Here is a 20557-nt window from a genome sequence, read left to right as displayed (position 1 = left end):
GCTTCCTATGAAGCACCAGAACCTGCCGGAAGGCAGGTTCTTTTATGATTCCAAATAAGTATGTTCTGTTCACAATTTTGATATATCCAAATTCATTCCAAAGGTTTAAGTTTGCGGTGGCCGGCAGTTTTTCTTATGATAAAAGAACGAAGTAACAGAGAGGGTTTGACACAATGAAACTAAGTGATTTTTCGATACGGAGACCGGTTTTGACCACTGTCACCATGCTTTTGGTCATTATTTTGGGGGCAGTGTCCTTTTTACGTATCCCGGTGACTTTAATACCAGAATTGAATCCACCTATAGGTGTAGTGGTGACTACTTATAATGGTGCCAGTCCGACAGAAGTCAATGAAAAAGTGACAAAGCCTCTCGAGGCGAACCTTTCAACTTTGCCGGGTATCGAATCGATCCAGTCGACTTCACAGGAAGGATCGAATTTCATCCTTCTCGAGTTTGACTGGTCCACTGAAATTGATGACGTACAAAGCGATATCCTTCAGCGCATCGACCAAACATTCCTGCCGGATGACGCTGGAACGCCTCAATTCCTGAAATTCGACCCCTCACAGTTTCCGATTTTGCAGCTCTCTTTGCGCGCAACCGAATCGGATGTAGATATAAGAGTTCTAGCAGAGGAACTGGAAACGGAATTGCTGCAGACTGAAGGCGTAGCAAACGTCAATATTTCAGGGACTCTTATAGAAGATATCCTTATTTCGCTCGATCAGGAATTATTGGAAGAAAACGGCTTGCAGCAATCCGATATTGTGCAAGTCATTCAGGGAAGCAACGTTTCCATGCCGGGAGAACCGATCGAGAGTGAAGATGGGCGGAATCTAACTACCCGGGTGATCAGCACCCTGACAAGTGCAGAAGAAATAGCAGACCTGGTTGTAACGGTGGATCCGCTTGATGGTGAGAACCTCACAATCGGCGATGTGGCTGATGTTTCACTGGCCGAACGCGACCGCAACAGTGAAACGCGCGCGAACCAGGAGCCGGCTGTTTTACTTGCGGCATTGCAGGAATCCGGCGCAAACACTGCGGATGTATCAACCGCTTTTCAAGAACGTCTGGATGAACTCCTGGAAGAGGAGCGATTCAGTGCTGTTGAAGCGGATATTCTTTTTGACCAAGGAGATTATGTTAAACTGGCCGTCGGAAATATCGGACAGACCTTAATCTTCGGAGGCATTTTTGCAATGCTGGTCCTGTTTTTCTTCCTGCGTGGAGTGAAAAGTCCGGTCATTATCGGTATTGCAATTCCATATTCTGTCATCGTTACTTTTGTGTTGATGTATTTCGCAGATTTTGCCTTGAATATCATGACACTCGGGGCATTGGCCCTGGGAATAGGGATGCTGGTCGATAATGCGATTGTCGTCATTGAAAATATCGAGCGGCATCTGGCGATGGGCAAACCCTCGAAGAAGGCGGCTTCAGATGGGGCGAAGGAAGTTTCTGGTGCCATTACCGCCTCCACATTAACTACGGTTGCAGTTTTTGTTCCTGTAATTTTCATTTCAGGGCTGATCGGTGAAATATTCTTCGAATTTGCGCTGACGATTTCCTTCAGTTTATTTGCTTCATTAGCAGTCGCACTGACGGTTGTTCCAATGCTTGCTTCAAGAATGCTTACGAAGCCGAAAGGCAATGTCGAAGCCAGGAAAAGAAGATCAAAAGGGCTTAAGAACTTTGAACGCTCAATCCGCTGGGCATTGCGCCACCGCATACTTGTCCTGTTGATTACTTTAGTATTTCTTATAATCGGGGCATTCGGCGTTTCGCAGGTAGGTACCGAATTCTTGCCGGCTACTGATGAAGGTTTTGTCAGCGTCTCAGTCGAGCTTGAAAACGGCTCTTCCCGATCAGCGACTGATGAAGTGGTGACGATGATCGAAGAAGAACTTGAAGCGGAAGAAGATGTGGATGTTTACGTCAGTCTCGTAGGAACCACCCAGCAAGGTCAGGCTCAAGGTTCATCAGAATCCAATGAAGCTGAAATCTATATCAAGCTGGTTCCGCTGGATGAACGTGAGCGGTCTGTATTCGAATTTGTGGATGATGTCCAGCCTCAAATTCTGGATAAAGTGGGAGAACGGGCTGAAGTCGGATTCAATCTGCAGACTGCAGCCGGATCCACCCCCAACACATTATCCTTTACTGTAACGGATACAGATCCTGTCAGACTTGATGAAGCTGTTGAAAGGATCAGTGAATCATTGAGCAGTTTGTCGACGGTTACTGAATTGACGAATGACCGCGATGAAACAATCGATGAAATTCAGATTACAATAGACCGTGAAACTGCAACTGAATATGGCATGGCACCTGCCCAGATCGCTCAGGCTGTGAATAATATCACCCGTGGTGTGCAGGCTACCCAAGTGATTAATGAGCAGGAAGAAGTTCTCGCCGTATTTGTTGAAATCGAGGAAGAAGACCGGGACAGTTACCAAAAACTGCAGGAGTTGAGTCTCCGGACGCCTTCCGGAACATTTGTTGAATTGCAGGAACTTGCTGAAATAGAAATTGCCCAGGGACCGGTCAGCATTCAGCGCGTTGACCAGGCAGGAAGCGTATCTTTCACTTTGCAGCATCAATCTGATGTCACAATGGGTGATATGTCGGATGAAGTGGACGCGGCGCTTGAAGATCTGAATCTGGACGATGGAACCATGATAACGTTTGGCGGAGACCGTGAACTGTTCGATAACGCCATCAATGATATGATAATGGCTGTCCTGTTGGCAGTTGTACTTGTTTATATGGTAATGGCGGCGCAATTTGAATCGTTCAAATATCCTTTTGTTATCATGTTCACTGTACCGCTCATGGTTATTGGTGTGGCAATCGCCTTGTTTGTGACGCAGACACCTATCAGTATAACCGCAGTCATCGGTATACTGGTTCTGGTAGGGATTGTCGTCAATAACGGGATTGTGTTAGTCGATTACATCAATAAACGCAAAGAAAGCGGATTGGAATCCTATGATGCCATCATCACATCCGTGCGTGACCGGATGCGGCCGATTCTCATGACGGCATTGACGACAATATTAGGGCTTGCCCCTCTTGCCGTAGGCATAGGGGAAGGAACAGAAATCAACCAGCCGATGGGAATCGCAGTAATCGGCGGTTTGATCAGTTCGACTTTCCTTACTTTGTATGTGGTGCCGATTGTCTACAGTCTTTTCGATAAAGAAACAAGATCGATGAATAAAAAGTGAGCCAATGGGCTTGCTTTTTATTTTTGTATTTTTTATTGGAATATTTAGTATAATTGGAAATGATGATGCAAACGGCTTTCATTGGATGGAAAAGAGGCTTAATGAAATAAAAGAGAATTAGAAAAGGGGGAATTGACATGACAGAAGCAGTTTTTACAGGATTTCCAGGTTTTATAGCAAGCCAACTCATCCGCACATCCATCAATCAGGATTCGGATTTGGGGGTTACAGCTATTATATTGGCGTCTGAAAGAGAAAAAGCCGAAAAAGAAGCGAAGCGTATTGAAGAAGAGACCGGCTGCAGACCAATCCGCATCATAGATGGGGACATCACTAAAGAAGGGCTCGGACTCAAACCGGAAGATCGGTCCTTCCTGGAACAGAAAAAAATCATTTTTTGGCATCTGGCTGCAATCTACGATTTAGCTGTGCAAAGGGATTTGGCATGGAAAGTGAATGTCGATGGAACAAAAAATGTAAATGAATTTGTGTCCGGACTTTCAGGTCTTGAACGGTATATGTATTTCAGTACGGCTTATGTGGCAGGAAATCGTGAAGGCGTGCTGATGGAAGATGAATTGGTGCGGCCGGAAAAATTCAAGAATTTTTATGAGGAAACTAAATTTGAAGCGGAAGTGCTTGTCGAGGACATGAAAGAAAATTATCCAGTCACGATTATTCGTCCCGGTATTGTGCGCGGCCATTCAAAAACAGGTGAAACCATCAAATTCGACGGCCCTTACTTTTTCTTGAATATGATCGATCGGATCCGTAAAATGCCGATCATCCCTTACGTTGGAAAATCTTCTTCTTATATAAATGTCGTTCCGGTGGATTACATACTTGAAGCTTCTGTATATTTGAGCAGATTGTCAGCTGCCGAAGGTGAAACGGTCCATTTGACGGATCCCGATCCGCATCCTGTCGAAGAAGTTTATCGTTCCATGGTAGTCCACCTGACCGGAAAAACACCGAAAGGGCGCCTGCCAAAAAAAATGGCTGCAGCAGGGCTTAAGAATAAAGGGGTCAGAAAATTGCTTGGAGTCGAAATGGAGACTCTGGATTATATGGATTGGCCAGCTTCTTTTGATACGTCAGGAGCAGAGCGATTGCTGAAAGGCAGCGGCATTCAATGTGCCGATTTTCTGGAAACCATGCCGGAAATGGTCGCTTTTTATGAATTGCATAAAAATGACAAAAGCTTTCAAATTCCAATCCAATAATATTTACATTATATAAAAAGATGATATACTCATAGTACAACTAAATTTACTTTGACAGATGTCAAAGGGGAGTAGCTGTAGGGAAACCTATTTCACAGTCGTCAGTACATGGTTAACAGCCATCGGTTGTGATAGCGATTTTAATTGCTTAGCGAGACCTTTGCCTTTTATTAGGCGAGGGTCTTTTTTGCTGGCAAAAAATAGGAGGAATAGGAAATGGATAGTGCAATATTATTGGAGTATGCCTGGGTCCTGCTGGTCTTGATCGGTCTGGAAGGCTTACTTGCTGCGGATAACGCAGTGGTAATGGCGGTAATGGTAAAACATCTGCCGAAAGCGCAACAAAAGAAAGCTTTATTCTATGGTCTGGCGGGAGCATTCGTTTTCCGTTTCGCCGCATTGTTTATGATCAGCGAAAAGGCGAAGATCATTCGATAGAACCGGAAGCGACAAAAGGCTCAGGTTTCTGGATGACAGTGCTGAAAATCGAATTGGCGGATATTGCGTTTGCCATCGACTCAATGCTGGCTGCTGTAGCACTGGCAGTGACGTTGCCGCATCTAAATCTGTTTGGTCTGGAAGACATCGGCGGCATCAACTCCGGCCAGTTTACAGTAATGCTTGCCGGTGGTTTGATCGGTGTCATCATCATGCGTTTTGCAGCGCATAAATTCGTGCAATTGCTGGAAAAATATCCGCAATTGGAAACAGCTGCGTTTGTTGTTGTCGGCTGGGTAGGTGTGAAATTGCTCGTCATGACTTTGTCTCATGACAAGCTTGGCGTTTTACCGCATGACTTCCCGCATTCCACTCCGTGGACAATCACATTCTGGATTGTACTTGTAGGAATCGTAGTAGTTGGCGCGCTTGTAGGTTTGAAAAAGAATAAAGAAATCGAAAATCATTAATTTCGCTTAAAAGGCATCTTCGACAGAAGGTGTCTTTTTTTCTTTCAAGTGAATAATTTCAGCAAAAATAAATTTTATTGTTTATACCCTCACAAAAAGGGGTACTGCACCGAATTATTATTATAGAAGGAAAAATTATTCATTCTGTTCATTCTTTTCATTTTTTCCAATTCTCGTTACAATCAATATTAATGAGAAGAATGAAAGAGGTGAACCGGATGCTGCTGTCAGTATTGGCTGGATATTTCGGCCGCGGTGAGAAGAACAATGCCGAAGTGTTGGCAGTACAAGCACAGAATGGAGACCCAGAGGCAATGGAAAGCTTGCTGTCGTCCTATTCACCCTTTATGAAAAAAACTGCAGGCCAGGTCTGCAAGCGGTTCATCAATGATCATGATGAAGAATACACGATAGCCCTTTCGGCTTTCCATGAAGCGGTCAATGGTTTTAATCAGGAAAAAAATGCTTCTTTTTTAACTTTTGCCCACATGGTCATCCGAAGAAGGGTTATCGATTACATCCGAAAAGAAGCCGGCAGAAAGGATTTTGCACATGACTTTCACGGTTTATCGGATGCGGATGAATTCAGGAGCGCTATTGATACTTCGGCTTCGATAAAAGATTATACGGAGCAGCAGCAAGCTGCTGCCCGCAAAGAGGAAATCGCTGAATACGAAAAACTGCTTTCCGGATACGGCATGACCTTCCAGGACTTGGTGAAAGCATCTCCTGCTCATGAAGATGCCAGGGTCACTGGAATTCAAATTGCTCAATTGGTTGCTGAAACGGAAGAGTATCAGAATTATCTGCAGCAAAAAAAGAGATTGCCGGTCAAAGAGATAGAAAAACTGGTGGAAGTTTCAAGAAAGACTATTGAGCGCAATCGGAAGTACATAATTGCGGTTGCTTTATTGTTGATGAGTGATTTGCATTATTTGAAGGATTATTTAAAGGAGCGGTTGCGGTGATGAGAATGCAAAAGGGACTGTGTATAGAATTGAATGGTGAGCTATCTGTATTCATCGGACACAGCGGTGAATTTGTGCATGGCAAGCCAGTAGGGAAAGCTGCTGTGGGGGAAGAGAGCTTTTATTATCCTGAACAGGTCTTGGCTGTGCAAAAACGCAGAGCCGTAAAACCGGTATGGGCCCCTATAGCAGCCGCAGCAGCCGTTGCCATATTATTCCTCTCTGTTCTCCTGCCGGAGCAGGAAGCATTTGCCTATGTTCAAGTCCAGGTGAATCCGGGAGTTGAGCTGGGAATCGATGATGGTTATGAAGTGGTATCCATCCGGGGATTGAATTCAGACGGCCAAGAATTAATAGGGGAACTTGATGAGTGGAAGCACCACCCACTTGAAGAAGTTCTTGATGAAGTAATTGTGCTGTCGATGAATTCGACTACTGATGAAATTGTCATTACGACAGTAGCTGACGACCAGGATCAAGTTGCGGATGAAGAAGTTGTGGAATCCGTGCTGGCTATATCAGCAAAAGCGATGGCAAAAAATGTTACCGTAAAATTGAAGGAAGCTTCCAAGACCCAATGGAGAACTTCAGTCGAAAAGAGTGTGCCAGTGGGGCAGTTGATCAATAGCTCACAAAATCTGAAGAATGACAGAGCTGATGGGAAACCAGTTGAAAAGAAAAATGATCAGCCATTGAAAGTGAAGGATAAGCCGGCAACTGCCGATAAGCAACAAGAGAAAGAACTGAAAGCAGCAGAAAAAGCTGAGAAGAAACAAGATAAAAATAAAGCGGAAACCAAGAATCATCCTTCTGAAAAAGAAAAAGATGTACCGCCTGGCCAGGAAAAGCGCAAAGAAACTCCTGCTGTGGAAAAAGGAAATCCTAATCCGCCAGGTCAGGAAAAACGCAACCAAGCACCCGGCCAGATCAAAAAAGATGATAACATCAAAACCGATGAGCCTGCCGTGAAAAAAGAACAAGCTCCCGTCCAGCAAAATAGTAAAGAAAATAAAGGACCGGAGCAAGAAAAAGGTAAATCGCCAAATGGAAATGAAAAATCTTCAAAAGCGAAAAATGCACCGGATAAATCCAAGCCGGCTGTATCAGGGCCTCAAAGTTCAACAGAAAAAAATAATCTGAATCAGCCACTTGAAAAGAGCGGCAAGTCCAATCCCAGCAGCACAAATGGCAAACGCAATACGAGTAAGAACAAGAATGAGTAGGACGGAAACAGCAGAAAGCATTTTTCTGCTGTTTTTTAGGTGGTAACGGGTGAATTTCCGATTTCCCTTTCTTTTTTTTAATACTTTACTTAGAATAGGGAGATAACCGAAGTCGAAAGGATTTCCAGCATATGAATAAATCGTTCCAAAGAATTCGCAATCTAACACCAGCACAGGCAATTGCGGCCTATTATTTTGCAGCCATCGCTATGTCCTTTCTGCTGCTCAGGCTGCCGGGGGTTCATCAGGAGGGCGTCAGCATCCCATTGATCGATACCCTTTTTACAGCTATAAGTGCTGTGAGTGTCACTGGCCTGACAGTTATCAATATCTCTGAAACTTACACGGTCTTCGGCATCGTGTTACTGATGGTGATCCTTCAACTAGGCGGCATCGGCATCATGTCTATCGGTACATTTTTCTGGCTGCTGGTAGGGAAGCGCATCGGCCTGCGTGAGCGGCAATTGATAATGGTCGACCATAACCAGTTAAGCATGGCAGGGGTAGTCAAATTGATCCGAAATATCATTTCGATTCTATTATTGATTGAATTGATTGGGGCAATCATCCTTACTTTATATTTTCTGCAGTATTACGATACCTTCAGCGAAGCGTTGCTGCAGGGTGTCTTCGCCTCGATAACAGCTGTAACAAATGGTGGCTTTGATATTACCGGTGCCTCATTGGTTCCTTATTTCAATGATTATTTTGTCCAAGTCATCAATATGATCCTGATTATACTGGGCGCAATCGGTTTCCCGGTGTTGATCGAACTGAAAGAATTCTTATCGAATAAAGACAAGAGTTTCCGCTTTTCCTTATTCACAAAAATAACAGTGAGCACATTCGGGATTCTGCTTGCAATCGGTACGTTGGGGATACTTGCGCTTGAGTCATTTAAAGCATTCAAAGATATGTCATGGCATGAGACATTATTCGCGGCTATCTTCCATTCCGTGTCTTCAAGGTCAGGCGGACTTGTTACATTTGATATCACCCAATTTGATGAAGCGACAAATGTATTCATGAGTGTTCTCATGTTTATCGGAGCTTCCCCCAGTTCCGCTGGCGGAGGCATCCGGACGACAACCCTGGCGATAGCTATCCTTTTCCTTATCAATTTCGCTCGGGGCAAAAACACGATACAGATATTCAAACGGGAAATCCAGTTGATCGACGTATTCCGTTCATATGCCGTTATTATCCTGGCGATGTTCATGGTCATTGTTTCTACAATGATCCTGTTCATTACGGAACCGGAAGCTTCAGCTATAGAAATCATTTTTGAGATCACAAGTGCATTTGGTACTTGTGGGATGTCCCTGGGAATAACGGATGATTTGTCTTCTTTCGGTAAGTTGACGATCATGGTCCTGATGTTCATCGGGCGTGTCGGACTTATTTCATTCCTGTTTACAATCGGCGGAAAAACCGATCCGACGAAATTCCACTATCCAAAGGAACGTGTGATTATCGGATAATATCTGATTAGACAACAAGGGATGCCATTTTCATGGAAAAAGGCTATAATCTTATTTATAGTGTTTAATAAGTGGAAAAGAGTGGATAGTATGAATGAAGAAATACGAAGATCTTTAAAATTATTTATTGTCATGTCGCGGGCACATAAAGCGATTTCTGAACAAGCCAATCAGTTTTTTCAGGCCAATGGCGTCAATCCGACGGAATTTGCCGTAATGGAATTGCTCTATCATAAAGGAAAACAGCCGCTTCAGAAAATAGGCGGAAAAATTCTTCTGGCTAGTGGCTCCATTACGTATGTAATCGATAAGTTGGAAAAACGCGGCTATATTACACGGGTTAATTGTCCAACTGACCGCCGTGTGACATATGCTGAAATTTCCGAAGAAGGAAAAGAGTTCATGGCGCGCATTTTCCCAGAACATGAAAAAAATCTTCATGAGCTGACGGATGCTCTGTCACCTGAAGAAAAAGACACTGCAATTGAATTGATGAAAAAGTTGGGACTTTCCATTAAGGATTTGTCCTATTGATGGAAATAAAGAGGCTATCCTGAATTTTCAGGATAGCCTCTTTTTTGATTAACATTGCAATGGAGCTGGAGAACCGCTCGCTTATTTGGATGTGATCGTCTTGCCCATGTTTAAAAATTCTTCAGTGACTCCAGCGTCTGTCAGATCGAATATTGTAAGTTTAACAATCAATCCTTCTTTCTCAAAGACTGCACCAGTCACTTTACCGTTATCCGTCGGAATTTCATAAACAGCGGAGTTTGTGAACTTAGAGTCTTCAAAAGCCGGCAGCTCTGTCAATTCAGCATCTTCGTTGGATGCTTTCAATGTTTGTTGGATGGAATCATCCGCAAAAGCAAAATCCGCTTCTTCCGGTTTGAAAGTCTCTACACGCATGAATAATTCATCATTTTCACTGGAATAGACAACATCTTTGTTTGGCTCTTCAGCAGTAAGCTCATATCCCGGAAGCAAGTGAATTTCGTAGGCTTGCGATTCGCTGACTGTAGGTGTACCTTCACTGGTTGCAGGGTTTTCTTCCTGAGCTTCAGTACTTTCTTCAGCTGGTTCTTCTTCAGCTGACTCATCCGTTTCTTCTGCAGTTTCTTCTGTTGTTTCTTCAGCATCTTCTTCTGTTGCGGTTTCCTCTGAAGTTGTTGTTTCATTTTGTTTGGTATTAGTTGTTGCAGTCCCGTTTGTCTCTTCGGTCGATTCGTCCGAACCACAAGCGGCCATTAAACCACTAAGTGCCAATACTGATGCTGCAAAGAATAATTTTTTACTCATATAATTTCACTCCTTTTGTAAAGTAGACGCATGAATCTGGAAATCGTTTCACTATTAATAAAAAAATAAGTAAATATTGCCTTTTGATTGTAACAAAGAATTTAAAGAAATGCTTTGTTAAATTGTTTCCCGATCTTCGTTTCCGCTTTTCTAATTGTCCAGACTCCAGCGCCCAGCCCCTCGAGTCGCTTCAGCCATGCCATTAATGGCAAAGAACGCCATTATCGTCAAGGCTTCCAGCGCTTGTCAGGGCTAAACGGGCTTTTCCGCTTTTCTTTCTAAAAAGGGAAAACAATAAAAATCAACACCATTAACAGAAGGTGAGCTATGATAAGCGCCGGCATGCTTTTTTTCTTTTCATAAAGATAGCCAAGGATTAAACCGACTGCGGTTCCTGCAAATATTCCCGGCCAAAAATCCGCCAGCCATAGGGTCAAGCCGAAAAGGACGGCAGCTATCGGCACAACAGCGTATGCCGGCACATATTGCTTAAGCTGCTGCTGAACAAATCCGCGCCAGAATAGTTCTTCGCCAGGAACAACTATAAACATCAATAAGAGCAGATGCCAAATTGATGCTGGCGTGAATATTGCGAGGAAGTCAGCAGTGGAAGCAACTGAACCGACACCCAGCAGCTGGAGCAGATGGTAACCCGCAAACAGGATCAGATACATTGCTGCTGCTGCTGAAATTCCATAAGCAAATGACTTCCATGTACGCATTTCTTCATGGATTTCACCGAATAAAATAGCAACGGACATTAAAATCAGTAAAGCGAAAGTATACATATACCAAAAAATGGAGATATCGTCGAAGGCCAGGTTGTATAAACCATAAGCGATGGGAAGTATGTACAATAATTTGTGTTTTGTTAAAAAGCGCAGCATAAAATATCCTCCTATAATCTAAAAGACAAGTTTTGCCGTTTTATGGTAAAACTAACACTGTCCGGAAACAGTCCTTGTTGTATAATAAATGGAAGAGCTGTTGCCGAACTCAGGCAAACTCTTTGTCCGCTATGTATTATAACAGACTTGAAGCACAGGAAATAATGATAAAGGAGAATTAAAAAATGACAGATTACAATGAATTATTAGACCGGCTGAAATCCGGTGAAATCGAATCCATTACAGTTGAAAAAGAAGACTTTCTCAATTTCCGCACCGTATTAATTGCCCGTCAGGACTTCAAGTATTTTCGAGGCGAAGCGTTTCATCACGGCAAGACAATTTATAAATACACACAGGAACCGAGTAAATAATAATTTACATAAAACAAAAGGGGTGCGTTGAATGGGGAATTTAAAACGAGTAAAAGAGCATTTGAATGATTTGGTTGTGGGTCGCGAAAAAGAGATCGATTTTATGCTGATTGCTCTGATCCAGCAAGGTCATGTATTGCTCGAAAGTGTACCGGGTTCGGGTAAGACATGGATGGCGAAAGCTTTTGCGGGATCTTTCAGCGGCTTGTTCCGCCGTCTTCAATTTACACCGGATGTGTTGCCTTCAGACGTGACGGGCATCCGTTTCTTCAATCCGAAAAATCAGGAGTTCGAGCTTCGTCCCGGCGCCGTAATGGCCAATATCTTATTGGCTGATGAAATAAACCGGGCAACTCCTCGCACACAGTCAAGTCTGCTGGAATCAATGGAAGAGAAACAAGCGACAATCGACGGGGAAACTTTGCAGCTGCCACAGCCATTCATGGTCATTGCTACACAGAATCCCGTAGAATCCCAGCAAGGCACTTTCCCATTGCCGGCCGCTCAATTGGACCGTTTCCTTTTCCGTCTGGAAATTGGATATCCCGATTACGATGAAGAAATGTCGATCATCCGAAACTTCCGCGACAATGTTTCCCATAAAAAAGAAATAATGAGCATTGCATCGGTGGATGATGTGGCAGCATGGTCTAATGGCGCAAGTGAAGTCAGTGTCCATGAGGATATTGAAAAATACATTTTGAATTTGGTGCGTGCAACCCGTGAACATCCTTCAATCGAACTGGGGCTAAGTTCCAGAGCGGCGCTTGCCCTGGTCCACGCTGCCCAAGGTAAAGCGTATTTGGATGGACGTGATTTCGTAACACCTGATGACGTCAAATACATACTTGAACCAGTTGCTGTCCATCGGCTTCTTTTGACTGTTGAAGGAATGCTTGTCCAGGATCCGGAGACTTTGCTGAAAGAAATTTCCTCATCAGTGGCATCGCCGGTCGAGGCTTATTGAAATGACTTGGATCCGCCATGATTACGGTATAAAAAACACTAAATGGGCTTTCGGCTTCATAATCGTCCTGTTCTTTATGTCTATGGTATTTCTTCAATTTACAGCTGCTGCCATTACGGCATTCATCGGATTTATTGTAGCACTGCAATTGGCTTATTTTTCAAAGCTGGGAGATAAGCTTATTTTCAATAATCCTAAAATCAGAAAAAGAGTATTGAATGGCGGAGACTCGAATTGGGAGTTGTCTTTTGAAAATAAAGGGCTGCCAATTTGGGGAGGGAACCTGAAAATCTGGTTCATCGATACAGTCGTTCCGGCAGGGCAGGAAGCCGGCAGCTATACAGAACTGGTTGAGCTCGATATCCCTTTTACGGCAGGTCATAAAGAATCGGTGGTTTTAAAAGTTCCGGTAACAGGCAAACGTCGGGGCTTGTCCCGCATTAAGAAAATGGAGCTATCGATTCCGCATCCATTCGGACAGGGCAGCCTGATGCTCGAATATGGGGGGATGATCCTGCAGGAACAGCTTGTTTACCCGAAACTCCGCAAATATCAATTTCGATACGCGCCGTCAAAACAGAAACCCGGGCAATTCAATTTGAAGCATTCGCTTTTCGAAGATTTATTCCAGCCGATCGGCACAAGGGATTATGTCCCGACAGACCAATTCAATCAAATCCATTGGAAAGCAAGTGCCCGGATGCAGACCTATCAAACGAAGGTCTATAATCACGTAGCGAATGAAGCGATGCTTTTTGTGTTGAATGTCGCCGACCGCTATGCGGCAATTTCCAATCTGGAAGAAAGAATAGAAGAGTTGGCTTCTTATATCGAAAATTGCTTCAGCGAAGGGGTGCCTTATGCCATTGCGATAAATGTACGGTCCGCAGGCAAGATCCCTTTTCTTTATTTAGCACCGGGGGAAGGCGGCAGGCAAAGGCAGCATGCCCTGGAGCTTCTGTCGGTTATTTCAAAAAACAATTCAACCATGCCATTCGCTTCGATGATTGCACATCTCGACCTTCATACGGAGCTGCCTTATACGACTTATCTTATGACAGACAATGTTGAGAGTATCCGTAAGTATATTCCGAAGTGGAGCAGGAAAACAGAATTGAAAATTCTGCGCACAAGCGAAGGGCGGGTGATTGCATGACTGCCAGGTTTTCATCAGTCACCGCATATATTCAGGACGCTTTCCTCATCTCGTTTGTATTTCTGTTTATCGATGCCGGTGCCAGGTTCCCTTTGGTATTAATCTGGCTGGGATTGGCTATGGCAACAGCCCTGACAGCAGCAGCCGTCAGCTGGCGAAAACCTTACAATCCGACACCTGTGCTGATTGCCGCAGGTTTGGTTATGGCATTAGCGCTGCTTGCCGGTGTGACTGCCGGAACTTTCATTGTCTTAACAATAATTTCCTTGTACCGGCTGCATGCAAGGTTTTCTGAGCTCGAAGATAAAAACAGCGGAGAAAGTTTCTTTTTAATCATGTTTTTGGTGATCTTCACCATCTCACTGGTTTTAAGTATATTTAATCCACTGGGCAGTTCACAGCTTCTGTTGTTTCCGACAGCGGCAGCTGCGATTATATTTTACACCGTGTCGCGATTATTTTACCGCTACCTGAATGCACGGAAGGAAGGCGCGAAACTATGGCAGGCAATTGCCGCTTCGACCGGCATCATCGCAATAGCCAGTTCGGCTGCATTCCTCTTCCATATACTTGCCGATGAAATACGGCATTTGGCTGGTTCCGTTCTGGGTGGAATCCTGACCATTGTCTTATGGCCGTTCGCCGGTGTGCTGAATTGGCTGGTAAATTTTATAAATGGACTTTCCACTGAGGAAGAGATGCTGGATAATCTGAGCAATATGGAAGAACAAGCAGAGCAGCCGGAAGACCTTCCTTATTCGGGAGGGCTGGAATTTGATTATACAATCCTTGCAGGTATTGGCATTGTCCTTGCGGTGATTATTGGAATTCTGCTGATTCGGAAGATCAAACCTGATGTTGCCAATCAAAAAGAGGAATCCGTGGCTGAAATCAGCCGTTTCTCTGAGATTGCCGAAAAATTAGAAGAACCTGAACCAGCCAGAGGGTATAATCTGGTCAATATCCACGAAATCCGAAAAGCCTTCAGGGAATTTGAACAAAAAGCGCTTATTGCCGAAAAGGGACGGTTGGAACATGAAACCGTCAGGGAATGGGCGAATCGTGAAGCATTGCCGTTTACTGAATCCTTTTTTAAAACGTACGATAAAGTACGATACAGCAACGGACTTATAGAAAACAGGGAAGCTTCTCCTTTTGTAGAAGAGCTGGAAAAAATAAATGAAAATTTTTTTAGGGAAAATGTTTAAAGCCATATTTATCTGGGCATACTAATAAAGAACACAGCAACATTCTCATTTCCCCCTTTTGTGGTCGGTCCTTAACTGGATCGGCTTCTTTTTTTTGCCCATTTTCCCCACTCGCTTTTCTATTGTCCAGACTCCAACGGCCAACTCCTCGGTCTTAAGCTGCCCTTCCTGTGCGGCAAAGAGCGCCGCTTCGGAAGTTCATCTTAATCCTGCCGGAGCTGAACGGCCGTTTCCGCTTTTCTACACTATTTAATGAATATACAGAAGATTTTTGCTAAACTGAAGATAGCTTGAAAAAGGAGGATACATATGAAGGTAGGATTTATCGGAACGGGAGTCATGGGAAACAGCCTGGTGAAGCACCTTCTCGATGAAGGGCACGAAGTTTCCGTCTATACACGAACGGCCTCTAAAGCTCAGAATTTAGTGGAAGCTGGGGCTGAATGGCAGGAATCTCCGAAAATGGTGGCAATGGATGCCGAAGTTATTTTTACGATGGTCGGCTACCCTTCAGATGTCGAAGAAATTTATTTCGGGGAAGAAGGCATCATCAACAATGCCAAAGAAGGAACTGTGCTGGTCGATATGACTACATCAAAACCGGAACTTGCCCGTGAAATTTTTAAAGCCGCACTCCAGAAGGGCCTTTCAGCTTTGGATGCACCTGTTTCGGGTGGAGACATCGGTGCGAGAAATGGTTTATTGTCGATTATGGTCGGTGGGGAAGAAAGCAGTTTTAAACAGGTGCAACCTTTGCTGGATCTCTTTGGCGGAAATATTGTTTATCAAGGGCCGGCTGGTTCAGGGCAGCATACAAAAATGTGCAATCAGATTATCATTGCTTCCAATATGATGGGAGTGAGCGAATCGTTGATCTATGCTCTGAAAGCGGGTCTTGATCCGGAAACTGTACTTCTGTCCATTTCTTCAGGTGCAGCGGGCTCCTGGTCTTTATCGAACCTAGCGCCAAAAATGATTTCACGTAATTTCGAACCCGGATTCTATATTAAACACTTCATCAAAGATATGAAAATTGCATTGGAAGAAGCGGATTTGATGGGACTTGATCTTCCTGCCCTCCGCCTGTCGCTCCGCCTCTTCGAGAATCTGGCTGAAAAAGGCTATCAGGATAAAGGGACTCAGGCATTGATTGTCCAATATGAAGATACTAATAATAAAGAGCCGAAGACAATTTAGTCCCGGCTCTCTCCATCAATCGAAATATGATTTTTTAGGTGAATAGAATCTGTTCATTTCCCTCGGCTGATAAGCTTTTCCGGGATTTGCTGCGGCTGTGTCCTTTTTCACCGGCTGGAGGCCGGTCAGCTCACTCAGGATTTCTTTGGCAGAACGCAAGTTCATCCTGCTTGCGGGATTCCGATAAGACTCATCGAGGTGGCCGAGGTGTTCAAGATTCTCAAAGTCTTCTTTTTTCGGCAGCATGTGAAAATAATAGTCTCCACATTTTACGAGGACAGAAGATTGCTGTTGGCTTTTACGGGGGTTTTTACTGAAGTGCAGCCCTATTTTCTGAGCGCGATCCTGGAGAATCATTTTATTTAGCGCCTCTTTTTTCAAGGCATATAAATAGTGATTATCTGAAGCGGTCTTTGCGTGCCTGTTGACTGTGAAAATAGCCTGGGCAATTTCAGAATCCATTCGGGAGTTAGACATAGGCTCATTCCTTTCTAAGAGGATTATATTCTAAAAACATCTTCATTATATCAAAATTTTCTTGCAATGTGTATAACAAGTATCAGGAGTATTGGTTCATTTGAGGAAATAGGCGTAATTTGTCATTTTTACATACAAAATCATATGAGGCCAAAAGGAGGAATTTGAAATGTTTCAAGATCAGACAATTATTATTACTGGTGGTTCAAGCGGTATGGGATACCATATGGCGGAAAGATTTGCTGCTGAGGGAGCAAACGTCGTCATTACAGGACGTGATATGGAAAAATTGAACGATGCCGTTAAAAATATGGCAGACGCTAAAGGCACCGTTGAAGTTTTTCAAATGGATGTCAGGGAGCCGGAACATGCAAAAGCGATGGTTAAATTTGCCCATGAAAAATTCGGCCGTATTGATGGCCTGGTAAATAATGCAGCCGGTAATTTCATTGTCCATGCGGAAAAACTATCTCCGAACGGATGGAAATCAGTTGTGGATATCGTATTGAATGGTACATTTTTCTGTTCCCATGCGGTCGGAAATTATTGGATTGAAAATGAAACAAAAGGAAATATCCTGAATATGCTCGCTACTTATGCGTGGAATGCCGGAGCAGGTGTGGCGCATTCAGCTGCAGCAAAAGCGGGAGTCATGTCGCTGACACGCACGCTTGCTGTAGAGTGGGGGACTCAGTTCGGAATCCGTGTAAATGGCATTGCACCGGGGCCTATTGAACGTACTGGCGGCGCTGATAAACTATGGGAATCAGAAAAAGCGGCGAAACGCACACTTGAATCGATTCCTCTCGGCCGATTGGGCAAACCGGAAGAAATTGCGGAATTGGCTGCTTTCATCATGTCGGATAAAGCTTCCTATATGAATGGGGAGATTGTGACGCTGGATGGCGGACAATGGCTGAATAAATTTCCTTTTTAAGTAAATAATACTCTCTTTTAAATAGTTTCATGTTTGGTGATGTGTTATGATGAAATCGGAGTGATTAGCATCAGTTTATGATGCAAAAGGAGTAGAGCGCATGATTTCATTACCAAGCAAAGACTTTCTTGAAACTCAAATAGAAGATTATATTATTTCATCTGAAAAAGTCGCCCACGTTCAACTGGGCAATAGCGCAGAACATGCATTGCTGGTTCTGACGAAAACGGGTTACTCGGCAATCCCTGTCCTGGATATGAAATACCGTTTCCAGGGGCTGATCAATACTCAGCGTATTACGGAATCCATACTCGGTCTGGACCATATTGAATATGAAAAATTACCGGAAATCAAAGTGCAGGAAATTATGCAGACGGATATTCCATTGATCAAAATAACTGAACGTTTTCAAAAGGCGCTGGACCTGCTGATTGATCAGAATTTCCTTTGTGTGGTTGATGACGACGGATTGTTCATGGGTATTTTGACAAGACGGGTCGTATTGAAACAATTGAAGAAACAGATTTATCAAATCCGAAATAATCAATGAATGGAGGGCCTCGAAGTAAGAGGCCTTTTTTGTTGTTCAATTTGAAATGAGGGCTCAGAGATATGAAGACGACAAATCGTCCACTTGTTTTGATCTCGGTGATGCTGGCGATGTTTGTTGGAGCGGTGGAGGCTACCATCGTTGCTACGGCAATGCCGAGCATTGCGGCTGACTTGGGTGGCTTTGCTAAATACAGCTGGGTGTTTTCCGCCTATCTTCTGATGAATACGGTAACAGTCCTGATTTACGGTAAATTATCGGATATTTTCGGACGTAAACCGATTTTCACTTTCGGCATTCTGTTGTTCCTGTTCGGTTCACTTATGTGCGGTCTTGCCGACTCAATGGATCAATTAATTCTCTACAGGCTGATTCAAGGAATGGGAGCAGGAGCGGTATTGCCGATTGCCACTACCATCGTCGGCGATATCTATTCCGCAGAAGAACGTGCGAAAATACAGGGTTACCTTTCGAGCGTCTGGGGCATTTCCGCGGTTTCAGGGCCTGCTATCGGAGGTATCCTGGTTGCAACTGTAGGTTGGGAGTATGTATTTTGGGTGAACATCCCATTAGGCATCCTGGCGCTTGCAGGTGTACTGATTTTCCTGCAGGAACCTAAAAGAACCGGCAAACCTTCCATCGACTATGCCGGAGCGATTTTATTGACCATCGGTTTAGTGAGTTTATTATATGTCCTGGTTGAAGGCGGTGTCGGTTTTGAGTGGTTTTCCGCTACTGCGGCATTACTCATTTCACTGTCAGCAACGGCGTTCATCTTATTCGTCCTGGTTGAACGGAAAGTGAAAGAACCCATCATGCCGTTTGAAATATGGAGAAATAAAACGATTTTATTTGCTAATCTGGTTTCTCTCACAACGGGCATCATTTTAATCTCTGTTTCAAGTTATTTGCCGACCTATGTGACGGGTGTCATGGAACAGCCCGCCGCCATCGCCGGATTTACCCTGACTGCCATGTCGATCGGCTGGCCGATTGCTTCGACTTTGTCCGGAAGGCTATTGATCAGAATCGGTTATTTCCGGACGTCGCTTGCAGGAGGATTATTTTTGGTGGCCGGTGCTTTGTTGTTTGTCCTTATGCGGCCAGAGGCAGGTCCGTGGTGGGCTGCATTATCGAGCTTTGTCATCGGCATCGGTATGGGGTTGACGAGCACTGCGTTTATCGTCTCGATCCAAAGTGCTGTCACTTACGAAAAGCGGGGAGTTGCGACAGCATCCAATATGTTCATGCGTAATCTCGGAAGTACGATCGGGGTGGCGCTGCTCGGTACTGTACTTAATACATCGCTGCTGAAATATTTTGAGTCCAGTAATAAAAATTATGGTCTGGATTCAATTAATTCATTGCTTACGGTGGACAGCAGGGCGGATATGCCGCTAGAAGAACTGCGTTTCCTGCAAGGGGGATTATCCCTGGCGCTTCAGAATGTCTATGCTTTCATGGCTGTTTTTGCCGTTGTCAGCCTGTTGCTGATCTTCGGTCTGCCGAGGGATAAAGGAGTGAAGAAAAATGTCGAATGAAGAAATGATCATCAAAATACTGGCTGAAGAAGGCAATATGAGAAAAGCGTCGGAACGCCTCTTCCTTTCTCAGCCAGCTTTATCTCAAAGACTGCAATCCATAGAAAAAGAATGGGGCCAGCAATTATTCATCCGTTCGCAGAAAGGGCTGACTCCAACGCCTGCAGGTGAACTAGTCATCAGCTACGCCAATGAAATGCTGCAGCGCAAAGAAGAAGTATTTGAAGTGCTGCATACGCTGACGTCAAAAGTGCATGGCACTTTGAAGATAGCCTGTGCATCCATCATCGGGCAGAATTGGCTGCCGAAAGTCCTGAAGGATTTTGTAACGCTTTATCCACAGGCGAAAATTCAGCTGATCACCGGATGGAGCTCTGAAATTACTCGTGCTTTGTATGAAGGCGAGGCGCATATCGGAATTGTACGCGGACACACTGATTGGAAGGGGAAGAAAATCCACTTATTCCGCGATACTTTGTATTTAGTCGATAAAGAAATCGATTCGCTTGAACAGGTGATGGAAACGGAACGGCCTTTTATCCAGTTTAAAAGCGATTCCAATTATTATGAAGAAATTCAGCAATGGTGGCAGAAACATTTTGCCTCCAATCCGAAAAGGCAGATTACAGTGGACCAAATCGAGACATGCAAGCAGATGGCGGTGAATGGGATCGGCTACGCCATCCTTCCTTCAATAACATTAAACGGAACGGAAGATGTGCACACGGTCGCATTGGCAAGCAACGCGGAAGAGCTCGAATTGACCCGGGATACATGGCTTATCGGCTATGATTCCGCTTTTGAATTGCGTCAGGTTTCAGCTTTTGTTGAAATTGTGCAAAAACATGCCGCTTTATTGGACTAGAGTGATGAATTATCTTGCATTTTCCGTTATAATTACACCATTAACTATAGAAAGAGGTTTTTA

At 44.1% G+C, this 20557-nt stretch carries 18 protein-coding genes and 1 pseudogene; 16 read left to right on the top strand and 3 right to left on the bottom strand.

Going from position 1 to position 20557, the window contains the following annotated elements:
* Positions 1-173 precede the first annotated feature (173 nt).
* From D2910_RS04655 to D2910_RS04625, 7 genes and pseudogenes are all read left to right on the top strand, one after another.
* Positions 174-3233, top strand: a complete 3060-nt coding sequence (locus D2910_RS04655; RefSeq protein ID WP_117312526.1) for an efflux RND transporter permease subunit — start codon at positions 174-176, stop codon at positions 3231-3233.
* 137 nt (positions 3234-3370) lie between these two features.
* Positions 3371-4456, top strand: a complete 1086-nt coding sequence (locus D2910_RS04650; RefSeq protein ID WP_117312525.1) for an SDR family oxidoreductase — start codon at positions 3371-3373, stop codon at positions 4454-4456.
* A 216-nt stretch (positions 4457-4672) separates the two neighbouring features.
* Positions 4673-5364: pseudogene (locus tag D2910_RS04645) on the top strand (TerC family protein).
* Between the two features lie 218 nt (positions 5365-5582).
* A complete protein-coding gene (gene sigI / locus D2910_RS04640) occupies positions 5583-6332 on the top strand; it encodes an RNA polymerase sigma-I factor (RefSeq protein ID WP_117312524.1) in 750 nt (249 codons plus the stop codon).
* On the top strand, positions 6332-7555 hold the full coding sequence (locus D2910_RS04635) for an anti-sigma-I factor RsgI family protein (RefSeq protein WP_117312523.1): 1224 nt from the start codon (positions 6332-6334) through the stop codon (positions 7553-7555). The genes sigI and D2910_RS04635 overlap by 1 nt, the downstream gene beginning before the upstream one ends.
* 131 nt (positions 7556-7686) lie before the next feature.
* Positions 7687-9036 (top strand): TrkH family potassium uptake protein, encoded by a 1350-nt coding sequence (locus tag D2910_RS04630; RefSeq protein WP_084244810.1) that lies wholly within the window; start codon positions 7687-7689, stop codon positions 9034-9036.
* A gap of 90 nt (positions 9037-9126) precedes the next feature.
* Positions 9127-9570, top strand: a complete 444-nt coding sequence (locus D2910_RS04625; protein ID WP_084244812.1) for a MarR family winged helix-turn-helix transcriptional regulator — start codon at positions 9127-9129, stop codon at positions 9568-9570.
* An 81-nt stretch (positions 9571-9651) separates the two neighbouring features.
* Here the strand turns inward: D2910_RS04625 and D2910_RS16810 are convergent, their stop codons facing one another.
* Both D2910_RS16810 and D2910_RS04615 read right to left on the bottom strand, forming a co-directional pair.
* The gene (locus tag D2910_RS16810; protein WP_084244814.1) at positions 9652-10335 is read right to left on the bottom strand and encodes a hypothetical protein; all 684 of its coding nucleotides are present in this window, start codon (positions 10333-10335) and stop codon (positions 9652-9654) included.
* Between the two features lie 278 nt (positions 10336-10613).
* Entirely contained in the window at positions 10614-11222 is a 609-nt protein-coding gene (locus D2910_RS04615) for a CPBP family intramembrane glutamic endopeptidase (RefSeq protein WP_084244816.1), read from the bottom strand.
* Between the two features lie 185 nt (positions 11223-11407).
* Between D2910_RS04615 and D2910_RS04610 the strand changes: the two genes are divergently transcribed.
* From D2910_RS04610 to D2910_RS04590, 5 genes are all read left to right on the top strand, one after another.
* Positions 11408-11596: a type 2 periplasmic-binding domain-containing protein gene (locus D2910_RS04610; protein WP_117312522.1), complete on the top strand. Its 189-nt coding sequence runs from the start codon at positions 11408-11410 to the stop codon at positions 11594-11596.
* Positions 11597-11627: 31 nt separating this feature from the next.
* Positions 11628-12563 carry an AAA family ATPase gene (locus D2910_RS04605; protein ID WP_101801479.1) on the top strand — a complete coding sequence of 312 codons (936 nt, stop codon included), beginning with the start codon at positions 11628-11630 and terminating at the stop codon, positions 12561-12563.
* A gap of 1 nt (position 12564) precedes the next feature.
* Positions 12565-13719, top strand: coding sequence for a DUF58 domain-containing protein (locus tag D2910_RS04600; protein ID WP_117312521.1), 1155 nt, complete (start codon positions 12565-12567; stop codon positions 13717-13719).
* Positions 13716-14927: a hypothetical protein gene (locus tag D2910_RS04595; protein WP_117312520.1), complete on the top strand. Its 1212-nt coding sequence runs from the start codon at positions 13716-13718 to the stop codon at positions 14925-14927. The genes D2910_RS04600 and D2910_RS04595 overlap by 4 nt, the downstream gene beginning before the upstream one ends.
* Before the next feature lie 309 nt (positions 14928-15236).
* Entirely contained in the window at positions 15237-16124 is an 888-nt protein-coding gene (locus tag D2910_RS04590) for an NAD(P)-dependent oxidoreductase (protein ID WP_117312519.1), read from the top strand.
* A gap of 15 nt (positions 16125-16139) precedes the next feature.
* Here D2910_RS04590 and D2910_RS04585 read toward each other — a convergent pair whose 3' ends face one another.
* Entirely contained in the window at positions 16140-16601 is a 462-nt protein-coding gene (locus tag D2910_RS04585) for a YkyB family protein (protein ID WP_084244828.1), read from the bottom strand.
* 169 nt (positions 16602-16770) lie between these two features.
* On the opposite strand from D2910_RS04585, the gene fadH reads away from it, so the two are divergent.
* From fadH to D2910_RS04565, 4 genes are all read left to right on the top strand, one after another.
* Entirely contained in the window at positions 16771-17538 is a 768-nt protein-coding gene (gene fadH / locus D2910_RS04580) for a 2,4-dienoyl-CoA reductase (RefSeq protein WP_101801483.1), read from the top strand.
* Between the two features lie 100 nt (positions 17539-17638).
* Positions 17639-18088 carry a cyclic-di-AMP-binding protein CbpB gene (gene cbpB / locus D2910_RS04575; protein WP_084244833.1) on the top strand — a complete coding sequence of 150 codons (450 nt, stop codon included), beginning with the start codon at positions 17639-17641 and terminating at the stop codon, positions 18086-18088.
* A 62-nt stretch (positions 18089-18150) separates the two neighbouring features.
* The gene (locus tag D2910_RS04570) at positions 18151-19629 is read left to right on the top strand and encodes an MDR family MFS transporter (RefSeq protein ID WP_084244835.1); all 1479 of its coding nucleotides are present in this window, start codon (positions 18151-18153) and stop codon (positions 19627-19629) included.
* Complete coding sequence (locus D2910_RS04565) at positions 19619-20494, top strand: LysR family transcriptional regulator (protein ID WP_084244837.1); 876 nt, start codon at positions 19619-19621, stop codon at positions 20492-20494. The genes D2910_RS04570 and D2910_RS04565 overlap by 11 nt, the downstream gene beginning before the upstream one ends.
* Positions 20495-20557: the final 63 nt, after the last annotated feature.

The sequence above is a fragment of the Planomicrobium okeanokoites genome (genome assembly GCF_003428875.1).
Lineage (GTDB): Bacteria > Bacillota > Bacilli > Bacillales_A > Planococcaceae > Planococcus > Planococcus okeanokoites.
This window is presented reverse-complemented; position numbering and strand designations above follow the sequence as displayed.

What these genes read in the sequence shown, in the direction of transcription:
- D2910_RS04565 (WP_084244837.1), top strand. Translation starts at nt 19,619, where the DNA reads ATGTCGAATGAAGAAATGATCATCAAAATACTGGCTGAAGAAGGCAAT.
- D2910_RS04600 (WP_117312521.1), top strand. Translation starts at nt 12,565, where the DNA reads ATGACTTGGATCCGCCATGATTACGGTATAAAAAACACTAAATGGGCT.
- D2910_RS04590 (WP_117312519.1), top strand. Translation starts at nt 15,237, where the DNA reads ATGAAGGTAGGATTTATCGGAACGGGAGTCATGGGAAACAGCCTGGTG.
- D2910_RS04595 (WP_117312520.1), top strand. Translation starts at nt 13,716, where the DNA reads ATGACTGCCAGGTTTTCATCAGTCACCGCATATATTCAGGACGCTTTC.
- D2910_RS04585 (WP_084244828.1), bottom strand. Translation starts at nt 16,601, where the DNA reads ATGTCTAACTCCCGAATGGATTCTGAAATTGCCCAGGCTATTTTCACA.
- D2910_RS04635 (WP_117312523.1), top strand. Translation starts at nt 6,332, where the DNA reads ATGAGAATGCAAAAGGGACTGTGTATAGAATTGAATGGTGAGCTATCT.
- D2910_RS04610 (WP_117312522.1), top strand. Translation starts at nt 11,408, where the DNA reads ATGACAGATTACAATGAATTATTAGACCGGCTGAAATCCGGTGAAATC.
- D2910_RS04605 (WP_101801479.1), top strand. Translation starts at nt 11,628, where the DNA reads ATGGGGAATTTAAAACGAGTAAAAGAGCATTTGAATGATTTGGTTGTG.
- D2910_RS04570 (WP_084244835.1), top strand. Translation starts at nt 18,151, where the DNA reads ATGAAGACGACAAATCGTCCACTTGTTTTGATCTCGGTGATGCTGGCG.
- fadH (WP_101801483.1), top strand. Translation starts at nt 16,771, where the DNA reads ATGTTTCAAGATCAGACAATTATTATTACTGGTGGTTCAAGCGGTATG.
- cbpB (WP_084244833.1), top strand. Translation starts at nt 17,639, where the DNA reads ATGATTTCATTACCAAGCAAAGACTTTCTTGAAACTCAAATAGAAGAT.
- D2910_RS04655 (WP_117312526.1), top strand. Translation starts at nt 174, where the DNA reads ATGAAACTAAGTGATTTTTCGATACGGAGACCGGTTTTGACCACTGTC.
- sigI (WP_117312524.1), top strand. Translation starts at nt 5,583, where the DNA reads ATGCTGCTGTCAGTATTGGCTGGATATTTCGGCCGCGGTGAGAAGAAC.
- D2910_RS04625 (WP_084244812.1), top strand. Translation starts at nt 9,127, where the DNA reads ATGAATGAAGAAATACGAAGATCTTTAAAATTATTTATTGTCATGTCG.
- D2910_RS16810 (WP_084244814.1), bottom strand. Translation starts at nt 10,335, where the DNA reads ATGAGTAAAAAATTATTCTTTGCAGCATCAGTATTGGCACTTAGTGGT.
- D2910_RS04650 (WP_117312525.1), top strand. Translation starts at nt 3,371, where the DNA reads ATGACAGAAGCAGTTTTTACAGGATTTCCAGGTTTTATAGCAAGCCAA.
- D2910_RS04615 (WP_084244816.1), bottom strand. Translation starts at nt 11,222, where the DNA reads ATGCTGCGCTTTTTAACAAAACACAAATTATTGTACATACTTCCCATC.
- D2910_RS04630 (WP_084244810.1), top strand. Translation starts at nt 7,687, where the DNA reads ATGAATAAATCGTTCCAAAGAATTCGCAATCTAACACCAGCACAGGCA.